This is a genomic window from Weizmannia sp. CD-2023 (genome assembly GCF_036225245.1).
Taxonomy (GTDB): domain Bacteria; phylum Bacillota; class Bacilli; order Bacillales; family Bacillaceae_C; genus Weizmannia; species Weizmannia faecalis.
In genome coordinates this window covers 18,700-34,432 of the sequence record NZ_JARTJQ010000001.1, presented here as the reverse complement: position 1 = coordinate 34,432, position 15,733 = coordinate 18,700, and the positions used below count along the sequence as shown (strand labels likewise).

The window sequence follows — 15,733 nt, the reverse complement described above, 5'->3', positions numbered from 1 at the left end:
CGTTCAGCAAGCCCTAAATTAATGATTTAGAAAGTAGGGAACCGATATGCTCAACTTTTTAAAAAAGAAAAAGAGCCAAACAGTAGGCTTGGTTGCGCCTGCAAGCGGCCATTTAGTACCAATCACTGAGGTAAATGATCCGGTTTTTTCCACAAAGATGATGGGAGATGGATTTGCCGTAATACCAGCGGACGGAGAAGTTAGAAGCCCGGTATCCGGAAAAATTGTGAGCGTTTTTGACACGAAACATGCCATTAGTATTCAGACAGATAATGGGTTGGAAGTATTGGTGCATCTGGGAATCGATACGGTAGAACTTAAGGGAGCACCTTTTAAGGTATATGTAAATGAAAATGATACGATTCAGGCTGGTGATAAAATTGCTGATATGGACTTATCCGCACTGAAAGCAGCTGGAAAGGATAACAGTGTAATGGTTATCTTTACAAATTCCAACAGTATTTTGGATTTTACGATTTCTACAAATGGCAAAGTGAATGCGGGGAATGAGATCGGAAAAGTTGAATTAAAATAGCGGCCAGAATCAGCTTGCCCAGGAATATAGCAATAGAGACGAAAACTTAAATCCACGAACAAATAGTTCTAACCATCAAAAGCGGACACAGAAAGAATGCTATATAAAACGGACTTAAGTTTTTGCATTGAGACAAGGTCATCCATTTGCATGATGATTCCTTTTTGCAGCCGACAACAAAGTAGCAATGTTTCGTTCATTTTATATAAAGCGTATTTTAAAAAGGCAGGGAATATCCCTGCCTTCCATAACATGGTTACTTTTCTTCCTTCCCGGGTACAATGCAGCTTCCATCTGCACAGGCAACGTCTTGTTCGGTGGACAGGTCTTGCAGCACCGGTGCTGCGACTTCTTCCTGCCATACTTTCTGAAGGGCGCTTGTAAAGGTTTCGAGCGGCTGGGCGCCGGAGATGGCGTATTTTTGGTTAAGAATAAAAAACGGGACGCCGGTGATGCCGTATTGTTGTGCGATGGCTTCATCTACGCGTACGTCATTTAGATAGGCATTCGGGTCACGAAGCACTTCCAAAGCTTTTTCCCGGCTGAGGCCTGCAGATTCGACGATTGCGGCAAGTGTTTCGTGGTCACCGATATACGCTCCTTCTGTAAAATAGGCGTGGAACAGTTTTTCGGCGAGTTCCGCCCCTTTGCCTTCAGTCGCGGCAAATTTTTCAAGGCGGTGTGCATCCAGCGTGTTTGTCGGCTTCATGTTGTCAAAATCATAATGAAGCCCCACGCTTGCCGCCTGTTCACCGATCCCGCGGTTTGCCTTTTTTGCTTCTTCCATGCTGATGCCGTATTTCTCAGCAATCGCTTCGTGGATATTTTTGCCGATGCCTTTTTCGGCAGCAGGGTCAAGTTCAAACGCTTTAAATTCAACTTCCACCTGGTTCCGGTGCGGAAATTGTGCCAGCGCCATTTCCAAACGCCGTTTTCCAATATAGCAAAATGGGCAGACAAAGTCAGACCACACTTCAATTTTCATATGAACACCCCATTTCTTCGATTACCCCCTATCGTATCATAAAAAAGTTTTATCATAAAAAATCATGCTTATGGACACGTTTACTTTGCTCCGGCCGTGATATGATGGAAAAGAAGCAAAATGAATGTGTGATGAGGAGGGGGAACATCATTGCTCCACAATAGTATTGTCATGGTACTGATTATTTTTGTTGTTAATATTATCTATGTATCCTTTTCGACAACGAGGATGATTCTAACGTTAAAAGGATACCGGTATATTGCCGCTTTTGTCAGCATGGTTGAAATTATCGTGTATATCATCGGTCTCGGGCTTGTTCTTGACAATCTGAATAAGATCCAAAACATTATTGCGTATGCGGCCGGTTACGGAATCGGTGTTATGGTGGGGATGAAAATTGAAGAAAAACTGGCGCTCGGCTATATTACGGTCAATGTCATTACAACAGGGGCAAATCTGGATTTGGCAAAAAAATTGCGGGAAAGCGGCTACGGCGTGACTACATGGGATGCGCACGGGCTTGAAGGGGATCGGATTGCCCTCCAGGTTTTGACGCCGAGGAAATATGAGCTGAAATTATACCAAGCGATAAAGACGATTGATCCAAAGGCCTTTATCATTGCATACGAGCCGAAAACCATTTATGGCGGTTTTTGGGTAAAAGCGGTGAAGAAAGGAAAATTGAACAAATGAAAAAACAGTTTGAAGTGCTGGAAAATGAGACCATTGCGGACTGTCTGGCAAGAATGGAAAAAGAAGGCTTCCAACCGTTCAGAAGAATCGAAAAGCCGGTGTTCCGGGAAGTCAAGAAAAACGGCAAGAAAGAATATGAGCCGGTCACCAGAAAAATTGTATTTGAAGGAAGAAAATCAAGTTCAGACCCGAACATTCCCGACCTGTAAAACATGAATTATTCGTTGACAGCAACAAGCCTCCCTGTTAAGATAAAAATACAAAGTGAATATGACCCTCATATATAATGGGAATACGGCCCATACGTCTCTACCCGGTTACCGTAAATAATCGGACTATGAGGGAAAGCGGAAGTTGGGAATCACAAGGTTTTCCTTGCTTATTTGTGCTGCACCCGGATGGACTGCTTTCTCTCTAAAATAGAGTGGGCAGATCCGTCCGGGTTTTTTTGTACATAAACAGGGGAGGGATGCAGGTGGCAGTTGAAGTTGGCATCATTATGGGCAGCATTTCGGACTGGGAAACGATGAAACATGCATGCAGCGTGCTGGATGAATTGAACGTACCTTACGAGAAAAAAGTCGTCTCTGCGCACCGGACGCCGGATCTGATGTTTCAATATGCAGAACAGGCAAGAAGCAGGGGCGTAAAAGTCATCATTGCGGGAGCAGGCGGTGCGGCCCATTTGCCAGGGATGGTCGCAGCAAAAACGACGTTGCCAGTCATCGGCGTGCCGGTCCGGTCAAAAGCGCTGAACGGCCTTGACTCTTTGCTTTCAATCGTGCAGATGCCGGGCGGTGTCCCGGTTGCAACGGTCGCGATCGGAAAAGCGGGCGCAACAAATGCCGGACTGCTTGCCGCCCAAATTTTATCCACAACAAACGAACATATTGCCAAAAGGCTTGAACAAAGACGGGAAAGACTTTCGAAAACCGTATATGAAAGCAGTGATCAACTTGAACAGGAAAATGATTAAACCGGGGAGTACAATCGGCATCATCGGCGGCGGCCAGCTCGGGAGAATGATGGCCCTTGCCGCAAAAGAGGCGGGTTTCCGGATCATTGTCCTTGATCCTGTGCCGGATTGCCCGTGTGCGCAGGTGGCGGACGGGCAGATCACGGCGCCATATAATGATGAAGCGGCATTGCGGGAGCTCGGGGAACGATGCGATGTGCTCACCTATGAATTTGAAAATATCGATTATGAAACATTGAAAAAGGCCACCGGATTTGCCCATGTGCCACAAGGAGCGGAACTGATCCGGATCACGCAGAACCGTATTTTTGAAAAAGAAGCAGTTGCAAAAGCAGGCGTCCGGGTTGCGCCGTACCGCATCGTTGAAAACGCGGCGGATTTGAAAGAAGCTGTTGGGGAAATTGGCTATCCATGTATTTTAAAAACGGCGCGCGGCGGTTATGATGGAAAAGGGCAGATCACGCTCCGGCATGAAGGGGATTTTAAGGAAACGGATCCGCTTCTTGCCCACGGCGCATGTGTCCTTGAAAAAATGATTCCATTTACAAAAGAACTTTCTGTCATCATCACCCGGAATGAAACAGGGGAAACGAGCCTTTTTCCGGTAGTTGAAAATATTCATCACAACCATATTTTGCATCAAACAATCGCGCCGGCACGGGTGGAAAATACGGTGAAAAAAGAGGCGGAGCAACTCGCCCTAAAGGTGGCAGAGCAGCTTCATTTAACCGGCACGCTTGCAGTCGAAATGTTTTTAGAAGCGGACGGCACGCTTTATGTCAATGAACTGGCGCCGCGCCCGCATAATTCCGGGCATTACTCGATTGAAGCCTGTTCGATTTCGCAATTTGGCCAGCATATCCGCGCGATCTGCAACTGGCCGCTCCGCAAAGTGGAACTTTTGAAGCCGGCTGTCATGGTCAATCTGCTCGGCCAGCACGTCGAAAGGGCGCTTACGCAAATTCCTTACCAGCCGGAATGGTCGGTCCATCTTTACGGCAAAAAAGAAGCGAAATTCCAGCGAAAGATGGGCCATATTACAGTGCTGACAGAGGAAATCGAAGAGACTTTGCTTTCCCTTGAACAATCCGGTGTATGGCAGGATGTACAGAAACGATCGGAGGCAGCAGTGAATGATTGAACGCTATACAAGGCCTGAAATGGGCGCCATCTGGACAGACGAAAATAAATACAAAGCATGGCTTGAAGTGGAAATCCTTGCCTGTGAAGCATGGGCGGAGCTTGGGGAAATCCCGAAAGCAGATGTGCAAAAAATCCGTGAAAATGCCAGATTTGATGTTGAAAGAATTTTAGAAATTGAGCAGGAAACGCGCCACGATGTTGTCGCTTTTACAAGGGCCGTTTCGGAGTCGCTCGGCGAAGAAAGAAAATGGGTGCATTACGGGCTGACGTCCACGGATGTGGTCGATACGGCGCTTTCTTATTTGATCAAACAGGCAAATGAAATCATTGAAAAAGACCTTGAACGTTTTATTGAAATTTTAAAGCAAAAAGCAATTGAACATAAATACACCGTCATGATGGGCCGTACCCACGGCGTCCATGCCGAACCGACCACTTTTGGCCTGAAAATGGCGCTCTGGCACGAAGAAATGAAACGGAATCTCGAACGCTTCAGGCAAGCGGCGGACGGCATCCGTTACGGGAAATTAAGCGGTGCTGTCGGGACCTATGCCAACATCGACCCGTTCGTTGAGCAGTATGTCTGCGGGAAACTCGGCTTAAAGCCGGCGCCCATCTCCACGCAAACGCTGCAGCGCGACCGCCACGCTTATTACATCGCGACCTTGTCTTTGATCGCGACATCGATTGAAAAATTTGCTACGGAAATCAGGGGGCTGCAAAAAAGCGAAACCCGTGAAGTGGAAGAGTTTTTCAGCAAAGGGCAAAAAGGATCGTCCGCGATGCCGCATAAACGCAATCCGATCGGTTCGGAAAATATGACCGGGATGGCGCGGGTGCTGCGCGGCTATATGGTAACGGCGTATGAAAATGTCTCCCTTTGGCATGAGCGCGACATCTCGCATTCTTCCGCGGAACGGATTATTTTGCCGGATGCAACGATTGCTATTAATTATATGCTGAACCGGTTCGGCAATATTGTGAAAAACCTGACCGTCTTCCCGGAAAATATGAAACGGAACATGGACAAAACGCTCGGTCTCATTTATTCACAGCGGGTTTTGCTTGCCCTGATTGATAAAGGCATGTCCCGTGAAGCTGCATACGATACGGTGCAGCCGAAAGCAATGGAGTCGTGGGAAAAACAAGTGCCGTTTAAGGAACTGTTGAAAAAAGACCCGGCCATCCAAAGCAGGCTCACGGAAGCAGAACTCGAGGAATGCTTTGACTACCATTATCATTTGAAACATGTCGATACGATTTTTGACCGTCTCGGGCTGAACTGAACCGGGGCGGCCGGGTGAATTCAGCCCGGCTGTCCCGGAAAATAAAAAGCGGCTGCGAAATTTGCGCAGCAGGCTAAGGAGGCAGGCGCATGCTTGTATACGAGGGGAAAGCAAAACGGTTGTATGAAACAGAGGATCCGGATGTATTGCGCGTCGAGTACAAAGACTCGGCCACCGCGTTTAATGGCGTGAAAAAAGCGGAGATTGAAGGAAAAGGGAAGCTGAACAATGAGATTTCAAGCCTGATCTTTAAGCGGCTTGCGGACAAAGGGGTCAAGAGCCATTTTATCCGTAAAATATCGGAACGCGAACAGCTTGTGCGCCGGGTGGAGATCATCCCGCTTGAAGTAGTCGTCCGCAATGTCGTGGCGGGCAGCCTTGCAAAGCGCCTCGGGCTTGAAGAAGGAACGCCGGCCGGGCAGCCGGTTGTCGAATTTTATTATAAAAAGGACGAACTCGGCGACCCGCTCATTACAGAAGACCATGTACGGCTTTTAGGGATTGCAAGTTCGGAAGATTTGCAGTTTTTAAGAAAACAGGCGCTCGTTGTCAATGAGAGCCTAACGGCGCTGTTTGCGGAAATCGGCGTCCGCCTTGTGGATTTCAAACTCGAGTTCGGACGCGGACGTGACGGGGCGATCCTTTTGGCCGATGAAATTTCCCCGGATACGTGCAGGCTCTGGGACCGGGCAACGAATGAAAAGCTGGATAAAGATGTGTTCCGCCGGGATTTGGGCAGTTTAACGGAAGTTTACCAGGAAATCTTAAATCGCTTGAGAGGAGATATTTCGCATGTATAAAGTGAAAGTCTATGTCACCTTGCGCGAGGGCATCCTTGATCCGCAGGGGGCTGCCATCAACCAGTCGCTTGTCCAGCTCGGCTACAGTGAAGTGCAGGATGTGCGGGCCGGAAAATATTTGGAGCTGCTTGTAGAAAAGGCGGACCGGGACCTGGATGCCGTCATCCGGGAAGTGTGCGGGCGGGTGCTCTCAAATCCTGTCATCGAAGACTACCGCTATGAAATTGAGGAGTGTGTTGCGCCGTGAAGTTTGCATGTCTTGTTTTTCCGGGATCGAACTGTGACACCGATATGTTTCATGCGATTCAAGATGCACTTGGTGAAGAAGCGGCATACGTCCGCCATGATGCGGATAGCTTAGATGGTTTTGACGGGATCCTCCTGCCGGGCGGGTTTTCGTACGGCGACTATTTGCGGACAGGCGCGATCGCACGCTTTTCGCCGGTCATGCAGGCTGTTGCAAGAGCTGCTGAAGAGGGCAAACCGGTGCTTGGCGTCTGCAACGGATTTCAAATTTTGCTTGAAGCCGGCCTTTTGCCGGGGGCCATGCTCCGGAACGCAGGCTTGAAATTCGTCTGCAAAACGGTGCCGCTTGTAGTCGAAAATGCCGCAACGATGTTTACTTCCCTGTATGAGCAGGGGGAAACGATCCGGATTCCGGTTGCCCACGGGGAGGGGAACTATACTTGCGATGCGGAAACGCTCGAAAAGCTGAAAGAAAACAGGCAAATTGTGTTCACGTACGGGGAAAATCCTAACGGGAGTATTGCCAATATTGCGGGAATTATGAACGAACAAGGCAATGTGCTCGGGATGATGCCCCATCCGGAACGGGCCGTTGAAGCATTACTCGGAAGCACGGACGGTTTGAAGCTGTTCAAATCCATTGTAAAAAACTGGAGGGAATCCCATGCCGTTATTGCTTGAACCAGGACCGGCCGAAATCAAAAGCCAAAAGATTTACCGTGAAATCGGGCTGACAGACGAAGAATTCGCACGGGTCGAAACGATTCTCGGCCGGACGCCGAACTATACCGAAACAGGGCTGTTTGCCGTCATGTGGTCGGAACATTGCAGTTACAAAAACTCTAAGCCGGTCTTAAAAAAGTTTCCGGTAAAAGGCGAACGCGTTCTCCAGGGGCCCGGGGAAGGCGCCGGCATCATTGATATCGGCGACGGGCTGGCGGTTGTTTTTAAAATTGAAAGCCATAACCACCCGTCCGCGATTGAACCGTACCAGGGCGCGGCAACGGGCGTCGGCGGGATTATCCGCGATGTGTTTTCGATGGGGGCAAGGCCGGTTGCGCTTCTCAATTCGCTCCGTTTCGGCGAACTCGATTCCCCGCGGGTGAAACGTCTTTTCAAAGAAGTCGTTGCCGGAATTGCGGGCTACGGCAATTGCATCGGGATTCCGACAGTCGGCGGGGAAGCGGCATTTGATCCGTGTTATGACGGCAATCCGCTCGTTAACGCGATGTGCGTCGGCCTGATCGAACATAAAGACATTCAAAAAGGGCAGGCGCGCGGCATCGGGAACACGGTCATGTATGTCGGCGCAAAAACAGGAAGGGACGGCATCCACGGCGCCACCTTTGCCTCCGGGCAGCTCAGCGAAGATTCGGAGGAAAAGCGCCCGGCAGTCCAAGTTGGCGATCCGTTTATGGAAAAACTGCTCCTTGAAGCCTGCCTCGAACTTGTCCGCCATGATGCGCTCGTCGGCATCCAGGATATGGGGGCGGCCGGGCTCATCAGCTCCTCTTCCGAAATGGCCAGCAAGGCGGGCGTCGGGCTTGTAATGAATCTTGACCGCATTCCGCAGCGCGAAACTGGGATGACGCCATATGAAATGATGCTCTCCGAATCGCAGGAACGGATGCTGATTGTCGTAAAAAAAGGCCGGGAACCGGAAATCATCCGCCTTTTTCAAAAATACGGGCTTGATGCGGTTGCTATCGGAACGGTAACCGGCGATAAAATGCTCAAATTGTACCACAACGGCGAACTTGTCGCGGATGTGCCGGCCGATGCGCTTGCAGAAGATGCGCCCGTCTACCATAAACCGTCCAAAATGCCGGCTTATTTTGCAGCCTGCCAAGAGATGAAACCACAAATCCCGGCGGTGGAAAATCTTCAGGAAACCTTTTTCCAATTGCTCAAACAGCCAACCATTGCCAGCAAAGAATGGGTGTATGAACAGTACGACTCTCAGGTGCGGACGAACACGGTGGTCATGCCGGGCTCGGATGCAGCCGTCATCCGGATCCGCGGGACAAGAAAAGCGCTCGCGATGACAACGGACTGCAACGCCCGCTACGTCTATTTGGATCCGGAAACAGGCGGGAAAATCGCAGTGGCGGAAGCGGCACGCAACATTATCTGTTCCGGAGCCCAGCCGCTTGGCGTGACAGACTGCCTGAACTTTGGCGCACCGGAAAAGCCGGAAATTTTCTGGCAGCTCGAAAAAGCGGCAGATGGCATGAGCGAAGCATGCCGCGAGCTTGAAACCCCGGTCATTGGCGGCAATGTCTCACTGTATAATGAAACATTGCAAAAAACAGAAAACGGGGAAGTGTCCGTACAGGCTGTATATCCGACACCGGTTGTTGGCATGGTCGGACTTCTCGAAGACATCAAATATGTGACCACGCAGACATTTAAACAGGCTGGTGACCTCATCTATCTGATCGGGGAAGCAAAACCGGAATTCGGCGGCAGCGAACTGCAAAAGCTTACGGACGGCCAAATTTCCGGAAAACCGCCGGCACTCGATTTGGAAACTGAAGCCCGGCGCCAGCACCAACTGCTTGCTGCGATCCAGTCCGGCCTTGTGCAAAGCGCCCATGACGTCTCGGAAGGCGGTTTTGCACCGGCACTCGCTGAATGCCTGTTTGGGACGGAAAATTTGGGGGCCAATGTGGTTTTAAAAGGCAACCCGGTTACGGCGTTATTCAGCGAAACCCAGTCACGATTTATTGTGTCAGTGAAGAAAGAGCACCAGCAGGCGTTTCAAAAATTGGTGGATGAGGCTGTTTGGATTGGCAACGTCACGGATGATAAGCAAATGGCTGTCAAAGGGGAAAACGGGGAGACGTGGATTCAGGCGGATACAGAGGAATGCGAAACGGCCTGGAAAGGAGCCTTAAAATGCTTGCTGAAATAAAGGGATTAAATGAGGAATGCGGGATTTTCGCGGTATGGGGCCATAAAGAAGCGGCACAGCTTGCCTATTACGGGCTCCACAGCCTGCAGCACAGGGGGCAGGAAGGTGCGGGTATTGTTGTCAAACAAAACGGGCGCCTCATTGGCAAAAAAGGGGAAGGGCTTGTGACGGAAGTATTTTCAGCCCAGTCTTTTGCTGGGCTTGACGGAGATGCGGCCCTCGGGCATGTCCGCTACGCAACAGCGGGCGGCGGCGGGATTGAAAACGTCCAGCCGCTTCTGTTCCATTCGCAAAACGGCAGCCTCGCGCTTGCACATAATGGCAATCTCGTCAACGCGCATACATTGAAGCACCAGCTTGAAATGCAGGGCAGCATTTTCCAGACGACATCCGATACAGAGGTGCTCGCCCATTTAATGAAAAGAAGCGGCTACCGCACCATGAAGGAACAGATGAAAAGCGCGCTCACGATGTTAAAGGGGGCGTATGCATTTGCCGTCATGACCGAAGACGAGCTGCTTGTCGCCCTTGACCCGAACGGTTTGCGCCCGCTTTCACTCGGACAAATCGGCGACGCTTATTGCATTGCTTCGGAAACATGCGCGCTTGACATTGTCGGGGCTGAGTTTATCCGCGACATCCGCCCTGGTGAACTCGTATCGGTCAGCAGCCGCGGCATTGAGTCGGAGCCGTATGCGTATGCTGCGAATCCGGCCATTTGCACAATGGAATATGTTTATTTTTCCCGGCCGGACAGCAATATCCACGGCATCAACGTCCATGCCGCCCGCAAGAATATGGGGAGAAGGCTTGCAATCCAGGCGGGCATTGACGCGGATGTCGTAACCGGCGTGCCGGATTCAAGCATTTCGGCGGCGATCGGTTATGCGGAACAATCCGGCATCCCCTATGAAATGGGCCTGATCAAAAACCGTTATGTCGGGCGCACGTTCATCCAGCCGTCGCAGTCGCTGCGCGAACAGGGTGTGAAAATGAAACTGTCGCCGGTGCGCGCCATTGTCGAAGGAAAGCGGGTGGTCATGGTTGATGATTCGATCGTGCGCGGAACGACAAGCAAACGGATCGTCACCATGCTCCGCGATGCCGGGGCAACGGAAGTGCATGTATGCATCAGCTCGCCGCCGATGAAACATCCGTGTTTTTACGGCATTGACACATCGACGCATGAAGAACTGATCGCAGCCCGCCACAGCGTGGAGGAAATCCGCCAGATCATCGGCGCAGACACCCTCACTTTTTTGACGGTTGACAATATGCTCGAGGCAATCGGCAGGCCGGCGATCAATGAAACATGCGGCCAGTGCCTTGCCTGTTTTACCGGCAAGTATCCGACGGAAATTTATCCGGATACGGTGCTGCCACATGAAAAAGAACTGATTCAAAAATAGCAATTAACGGAGGATTCCTATGGCAAACACATACCGGGATGCAGGCGTCGACATCGAAGCAGGCTATGAAGCGGTCAAACGGATGGGAAAGCATGTGGTGCGAACAAACCGGGCGGGGGCAATCGGTGCACTCGGCGGATTTGGCGGCATGTTTGACTTATCCGCACTCCATTACGAGAAGCCTGTGCTTATTTCCGGAACGGACGGCGTCGGCACGAAACTGAAACTTGCCTTTTTAACAAATAAGCATGATACGATCGGCATCGATTGTGTCGCCATGTGTGTCAATGACATCATTGTCCAGGGGGCGGAACCGCTATTTTTCCTTGATTATATCGGTTGCGGCAGCCAGAACCCGGAAACGATTGAGCAAATTGTAAAAGGCGTGGCAGAAGGGTGCGTGCAGGCAGGGTGCACACTCGTCGGCGGAGAAACGGCGGAAATGCCGGATATGTATGAAGCAGGCGAATACGATTTGGCGGGATTTGCGGTTGGCGCATGTGAAAAAGATGCGCTTGTCACGGGTAATACCGCACCCGGAGATGTTTTAATCGGCCTTGCCTCAAGTGGCATTCACAGTAACGGCTATTCGCTGATCCGGAAAATTTTTTTCAAAGACCATGCGATGACCGTTGATACGATTTTGCCGGAACTGGGCCGGCCGCTTGGAGAAGTGCTGTTAACCCCGACCAAAATTTACGTCAAACCGGTGCTTTCCGCGCTGAAAAAATTTGAGATTAAAGGAATGGCACATGTAACAGGCGGCGGGTTTTATGAAAATATTCCGCGTATGCACAGAGACGGGCTCGGTGTTGAAATCAGCCTTGGTTCATGGCCGGTCCCGCCCGTTTTTTCCGCTGTGGAATCTTACGGTAACGTCAGCCGCGATGAGATGTTTCACGTTTTTAACATGGGCATCGGGTTTGTCCTCGCGGTGAAGGCGGAAGAGGCACAGGCCGCTGTTTCCTTTTTCAACCAGTCCGGGGAACAAGCTTTCATCATCGGCCATGTTACAAATACGGCGGGTGTCCGTTTTGCAGCAGGGAGCAGAGGCAATGCATAAAATGGCTGTTTTCGCATCGGGCAGCGGCACAAACTTCCAGGCGATATGTGATGCAGCCAAAAAAGGGGAACTTGATGCCGCGATTGAACTGTTGGTATGTGACCGTGAAGATGCGTATGTCATCCGCCGGGCAGCACAAGAAAACATCCCGGCGTTTGTGTTCAATCCGAAAACGTACCCGGATAAGCGGGCGTATGAGCAGGAAATTTTGGCGCAGTTACAGAAAAAACAGATTGAATGGATCATTCTGGCCGGCTATATGCGGCTGATCGGGCAGGTGCTCCTGGATGAGTATCCGCGGAAAATGATCAATATCCATCCGTCGTTGCTGCCGGCTTTCCCGGGCAAAGATGCGATCGGGCAGGCGCTTGCGGCAGGCGTGAAAATAACGGGCGTAACCGTTCATTATGTCGATGAAGGCATGGATACCGGGCCGATTATTGCACAGGCGGCTGTCCCTGTGCTTGCCGGGGACACATACGAAACACTGGCGGCAAGAATTCATCAGACAGAGCATGTGCTGTATCCGGATGTGCTCAGGAAGCTAGTGGAAAATCAAACCAACATGGAGGTTTTACCAGAATGAAAAGAGCATTAATCAGTGTATCGGATAAAACAGGGGTAACGGCATTTGCACAAAGTTTGAGCGGGCTCGGCTTTGAAATTCTCTCAACCGGCGGCACGAAAAAAGCGCTGGAAGAAGCCGGCGTGCCTGTTACGGGGGTGGAAGAGGTAACAGGTTTCCCGGAAATTTTGGAAGGCAGGGTAAAAACGCTCCATCCAAATATCCACGGCGGGCTTTTGGCAAAACGGACGCCGGACCATGAACAGCAAATCGCAGCGCACGGGATCAAACCGATTGACCTTGTCTGTGTCAACCTTTATCCGTTCCGAGAGACGATTGCAAAGGCGGATGCCACGGAAGAAGAGGCCATCGAAAATATTGATATCGGCGGGCCGTCCATGCTGCGTGCGGCCGCGAAAAATTTTGAATATGTCACCGTTGTTACGGACGCGGGGGACTACGGCAAAGTGATTGACGAAATTAAAACGCACGGCGATGTGACGAAAGATACGAAAAAAGCGCTGGCTGCAAAAGTTTTCCGCCATACAGCCGCGTATGACGCCATGATTGCCGATTATATGACAACGCTTGTTGGCGAAGAGGCCCCGGAAAAGGCCACGTTTACATATGAGCTCAAGCAAATGCTCCGTTACGGGGAAAACCCGCACCAAAAAGCAAGCTTTTATATCAACCCGCTTGGTTCGCCGTTTTCGATTGCACACGCAAGGCAGCTGCACGGCAAAGCATTATCGTACAATAATATCCGCGATGCAGATGCCGCCCTGCAGATCGCAAAGGATTTCAAGGAACCGGCAGCGGTTGCCGTAAAGCATATGAACCCATGTGGCATCGGGGTCGGGAACTCGGCGCTTGAAGCGTATAAAAAAGCGTACGAGGCAGACCCAAAGTCGATTTTCGGCGGCATCGTCGCATTCAACCGGCCTGTTGACCCGGAAACGGCCGGGCTGCTGCATGAAATTTTTCTCGAAATTGTGATTGCCCCGTCGTTTGCGGATGAAGCGTTTGACATTTTGGCGAGCAAGAAAAATATCCGCCTTTTGACTGTCCCTTTTGCGGATGCGCACAAGCCGGAAAAAATTATTACTTCCGTAGAAGGCGGGCTGCTGATCCAGGATCAGGACACCTATACTTTGGATGAGGCCCAAGTGAAAACTGTCACAAAACGTAAGCCGACAGAACAGGAATGGCAGGCTTTGAAACTGGCCTGGAAAGTGGTAAAACATGTGAAATCGAATGCGATTGTGGTGACGGATGCTGAAAAAACGCTCGGGATCGGCGCCGGGCAGATGAACCGCGTCGGCTCGGCGGAAATTGCGTTGGCCCAGGCCGGTGAAAAAGCAAAAGGAGCCGCGATGGCATCCGATGCGTTTTTCCCGATGGACGACACTGTCGAAGCAGCTGCCAAAGCTGGCATTACCGCGATCATCCAGCCGGGCGGCTCCATCCGCGACGAAGACTCCATTAAAAAGGCCGATGAATACGGCATCGCCATGGTCTTCACCGGCATCCGCCACTTTAAACACTAACAGAAAAGCGCAGCGTACGGCTTACTTTGGCGGACACAATGACTGCAGGCGAACCGATGCCCGCTTATCAAAAGGGAAAAGGCGCAGAAGTACGCAAGCCCGGGAAGCAGAGCCGGGTAAACAGAAAAGCGAAGGCCACTGTCCGGCCAGGACCGGCGAACGTTTCGGCAGGAAATTTGTCCCTGGGTGCCCGTTATATCAGATCATAAAATTAGTCAGAAGACCTTACAAAATAATGGACAAAGAGAGGAGGCCACGTTAAAATGAAAGTACTTGTAATCGGCAGCGGCGGCCGCGAGCATGCCGTCTGCAAAAAATTATCGAAAAGCGCCCGCGTTGATAAAATTTATTGCGCACCGGGAAACGGCGGCATTGCGCAAATCGCCGAAATCGTTCCGATCCATGAAACGGACACGGCTTCTTTGCTTGCTTTTGCAAAAGACAAGGGCATTGAACTGACAGTTGTCGGTCCGGAAGCCCCTTTAAGCGCAGGGATTGTCGACGAATTTCAAAATGCCGGCTTGAAAATATTCGGGCCGACAAAACAAGCGGCTCGGATTGAAAGCAGCAAAGCATTCGCAAAAGAACTGATGCAAAAATATGACATTCCGACTGCGGATTACCGCGTTTTTTCCGACTATGCGGGGGCAGAAAAATATATTGAAGAAAAAGGCGTCCCGATCGTCATTAAAGCAGACGGCCTCGCCGCCGGAAAAGGTGTAACCGTTGCGATGACACCGGAAGAAGCAAAGGATGCGCTCCGTGCCGCCCTGATCGGGAAGAAATTCGGGGAAGCCTCAAACCAAGTGGTTGTAGAAGAATTTTTAAAAGGGGAAGAATTTTCCCTGATGGCGTTTGTCCGGGAAGAAGAAGTATATCCCATGGTCATCGCGCGCGACCATAAGCGTGCATATGACGGCGACAGCGGTCCGAATACAGGCGGAATGGGCGCCTACTCCCCGGTCCCGCAAATCCCGGATGAAGAAGTGAAAAAGGCAGTGGAACATATTTTGCGCCCGGCAGCCAGAGCGTTGAAAGAGGAAGGCTGCCCGTTTATCGGCGTCCTGTATGCCGGCTTGATGCTGACGAAAAAAGGTGTGAAGGTGATTGAATTCAATGCCCGTTTCGGCGACCCGGAAACGGAGGTTGTGCTCGAAAGGCTTGAATCGGATCTGGCAGAGATTTTTCTCGATCTGTTGGACGACAAAACCCCTAGCATCAAGTGGCGCAAGGAAGCTGTATTAGGGGTTGTGATTGCGGCAAACGGCTATCCGGATGCGTACGAAAAAGGGATTCCAATTCCGTCGCTTTCAAAATTGAAGTCTTTTGTTTTCCATGCCGGCACGCGTTTGGAGGGGGAAAGGCTTGTATCAAACGGCGGCAGGGTTCTTTTCATCGGAAGGAGAGCCGGTACGCTGGAAGAAGCGAGAAAAGCACTGTATCATGAATTGGAAAGGCTCCGTTTGGATGGTTTTTTTTACCGGAGAGATATCGGAAAAAGACATCAGGCTTAGCCCTTGAGTAAGGCAAAAGGCCGGAACATCCCGCCCTTTTGCCTGGTATGTTTTTTC

The 15,733-nt window shown here is 50.7% G+C and carries 16 protein-coding genes and 1 riboswitch; of the genes, 15 read left to right on the top strand and 1 reads right to left on the bottom strand.

The features are described 5' to 3' along the window. The first annotated feature begins 46 nt into the window (after positions 1-46). Positions 47-535 carry a PTS sugar transporter subunit IIA gene (locus P9687_RS00160; protein ID WP_035190027.1) on the top strand — a complete coding sequence of 163 codons (489 nt, stop codon included), beginning with the start codon at positions 47-49 and terminating at the stop codon, positions 533-535. A 256-nt stretch (positions 536-791) separates the two neighbouring features. Here the strand turns inward: P9687_RS00160 and P9687_RS00155 are convergent, their stop codons facing one another. Further along, on the bottom strand, positions 792-1,520 hold the full coding sequence (locus tag P9687_RS00155; protein ID WP_168985735.1) for a DsbA family oxidoreductase: 729 nt from the start codon (positions 1,518-1,520) through the stop codon (positions 792-794). Positions 1,521-1,670: 150 nt separating this feature from the next. Between P9687_RS00155 and P9687_RS00150 the strand changes: the two genes are divergently transcribed. From P9687_RS00150 to purD, 14 genes are all read left to right on the top strand, one after another. After that, positions 1,671-2,213, top strand: a complete 543-nt coding sequence (locus P9687_RS00150) for a DUF2179 domain-containing protein (RefSeq protein ID WP_017550737.1) — start codon at positions 1,671-1,673, stop codon at positions 2,211-2,213. After that, entirely contained in the window at positions 2,210-2,422 is a 213-nt protein-coding gene (locus P9687_RS00145; protein ID WP_035190025.1) for an NETI motif-containing protein, read from the top strand. The genes P9687_RS00150 and P9687_RS00145 overlap by 4 nt, the downstream gene beginning before the upstream one ends. A 48-nt stretch (positions 2,423-2,470) precedes the next feature. Then, a riboswitch (purine riboswitch) is annotated at positions 2,471-2,571 on the top strand. A 141-nt stretch (positions 2,572-2,712) separates the two neighbouring features. Further along, positions 2,713-3,189, top strand: coding sequence for a 5-(carboxyamino)imidazole ribonucleotide mutase (gene purE / locus P9687_RS00140; protein WP_438821552.1), 477 nt, complete (start codon positions 2,713-2,715; stop codon positions 3,187-3,189). Next, complete coding sequence (gene purK, locus P9687_RS00135; protein WP_168985733.1) at positions 3,170-4,330, top strand: 5-(carboxyamino)imidazole ribonucleotide synthase; 1,161 nt, start codon at positions 3,170-3,172, stop codon at positions 4,328-4,330. Before purE ends, purK begins: the two co-directional genes overlap by 20 nt. Beyond that, complete coding sequence (gene purB / locus P9687_RS00130) at positions 4,323-5,618, top strand: adenylosuccinate lyase (RefSeq protein WP_017552970.1); 1,296 nt, start codon at positions 4,323-4,325, stop codon at positions 5,616-5,618. Before purK ends, purB begins: the two co-directional genes overlap by 8 nt. An 89-nt stretch (positions 5,619-5,707) precedes the next feature. After that, positions 5,708-6,418 carry a phosphoribosylaminoimidazolesuccinocarboxamide synthase gene (gene purC, locus P9687_RS00125; protein ID WP_029142044.1) on the top strand — a complete coding sequence of 237 codons (711 nt, stop codon included), beginning with the start codon at positions 5,708-5,710 and terminating at the stop codon, positions 6,416-6,418. Next, positions 6,411-6,665, top strand: a complete 255-nt coding sequence (purS, locus tag P9687_RS00120; protein WP_017552972.1) for a phosphoribosylformylglycinamidine synthase subunit PurS — start codon at positions 6,411-6,413, stop codon at positions 6,663-6,665. The genes purC and purS overlap by 8 nt, the downstream gene beginning before the upstream one ends. Beyond that, positions 6,662-7,345 carry a phosphoribosylformylglycinamidine synthase subunit PurQ gene (gene purQ / locus P9687_RS00115; protein WP_017552973.1) on the top strand — a complete coding sequence of 228 codons (684 nt, stop codon included), beginning with the start codon at positions 6,662-6,664 and terminating at the stop codon, positions 7,343-7,345. The genes purS and purQ overlap by 4 nt, the downstream gene beginning before the upstream one ends. Next, positions 7,329-9,578, top strand: a complete 2,250-nt coding sequence (gene purL, locus P9687_RS00110; protein WP_168985732.1) for a phosphoribosylformylglycinamidine synthase subunit PurL — start codon at positions 7,329-7,331, stop codon at positions 9,576-9,578. The genes purQ and purL overlap by 17 nt, the downstream gene beginning before the upstream one ends. Next, positions 9,563-10,987 carry an amidophosphoribosyltransferase gene (gene purF / locus P9687_RS00105; protein WP_013860598.1) on the top strand — a complete coding sequence of 475 codons (1,425 nt, stop codon included), beginning with the start codon at positions 9,563-9,565 and terminating at the stop codon, positions 10,985-10,987. Before purL ends, purF begins: the two co-directional genes overlap by 16 nt. Positions 10,988-11,006: 19 nt before the next feature. Beyond that, positions 11,007-12,050 carry a phosphoribosylformylglycinamidine cyclo-ligase gene (gene purM / locus P9687_RS00100; protein WP_168985731.1) on the top strand — a complete coding sequence of 348 codons (1,044 nt, stop codon included), beginning with the start codon at positions 11,007-11,009 and terminating at the stop codon, positions 12,048-12,050. Then, positions 12,043-12,636, top strand: a complete 594-nt coding sequence (purN, locus tag P9687_RS00095) for a phosphoribosylglycinamide formyltransferase (RefSeq protein WP_061565192.1) — start codon at positions 12,043-12,045, stop codon at positions 12,634-12,636. Before purM ends, purN begins: the two co-directional genes overlap by 8 nt. Continuing rightward, on the top strand, positions 12,633-14,162 hold the full coding sequence (purH, locus tag P9687_RS00090) for a bifunctional phosphoribosylaminoimidazolecarboxamide formyltransferase/IMP cyclohydrolase (RefSeq protein ID WP_168985730.1): 1,530 nt from the start codon (positions 12,633-12,635) through the stop codon (positions 14,160-14,162). Before purN ends, purH begins: the two co-directional genes overlap by 4 nt. Positions 14,163-14,425: 263 nt before the next feature. Continuing rightward, the gene (gene purD, locus P9687_RS00085) at positions 14,426-15,676 is read left to right on the top strand and encodes a phosphoribosylamine--glycine ligase (protein ID WP_168985729.1); all 1,251 of its coding nucleotides are present in this window, start codon (positions 14,426-14,428) and stop codon (positions 15,674-15,676) included. Positions 15,677-15,733 lie beyond the last annotated feature (57 nt).

Coding starts and splice junctions, on each gene's coding strand:
- purD (WP_168985729.1), top strand. CDS start 14,426: ATGAAAGTACTTGTAATCGGCAGCGGCGGCCGCGAGCATGCCGTCTGC.
- P9687_RS00155 (WP_168985735.1), bottom strand. CDS start 1,520: ATGAAAATTGAAGTGTGGTCTGACTTTGTCTGCCCATTTTGCTATATT.
- purC (WP_029142044.1), top strand. CDS start 5,708: ATGCTTGTATACGAGGGGAAAGCAAAACGGTTGTATGAAACAGAGGAT.
- purH (WP_168985730.1), top strand. CDS start 12,633: ATGAAAAGAGCATTAATCAGTGTATCGGATAAAACAGGGGTAACGGCA.
- purE (WP_438821552.1), top strand. CDS start 2,713: ATGGGCAGCATTTCGGACTGGGAAACGATGAAACATGCATGCAGCGTG.
- P9687_RS00145 (WP_035190025.1), top strand. CDS start 2,210: ATGAAAAAACAGTTTGAAGTGCTGGAAAATGAGACCATTGCGGACTGT.
- purB (WP_017552970.1), top strand. CDS start 4,323: ATGATTGAACGCTATACAAGGCCTGAAATGGGCGCCATCTGGACAGAC.
- purN (WP_061565192.1), top strand. CDS start 12,043: ATGCATAAAATGGCTGTTTTCGCATCGGGCAGCGGCACAAACTTCCAG.
- purM (WP_168985731.1), top strand. CDS start 11,007: ATGGCAAACACATACCGGGATGCAGGCGTCGACATCGAAGCAGGCTAT.
- purF (WP_013860598.1), top strand. CDS start 9,563: ATGCTTGCTGAAATAAAGGGATTAAATGAGGAATGCGGGATTTTCGCG.
- purS (WP_017552972.1), top strand. CDS start 6,411: ATGTATAAAGTGAAAGTCTATGTCACCTTGCGCGAGGGCATCCTTGAT.
- purL (WP_168985732.1), top strand. CDS start 7,329: ATGCCGTTATTGCTTGAACCAGGACCGGCCGAAATCAAAAGCCAAAAG.
- P9687_RS00160 (WP_035190027.1), top strand. CDS start 47: ATGCTCAACTTTTTAAAAAAGAAAAAGAGCCAAACAGTAGGCTTGGTT.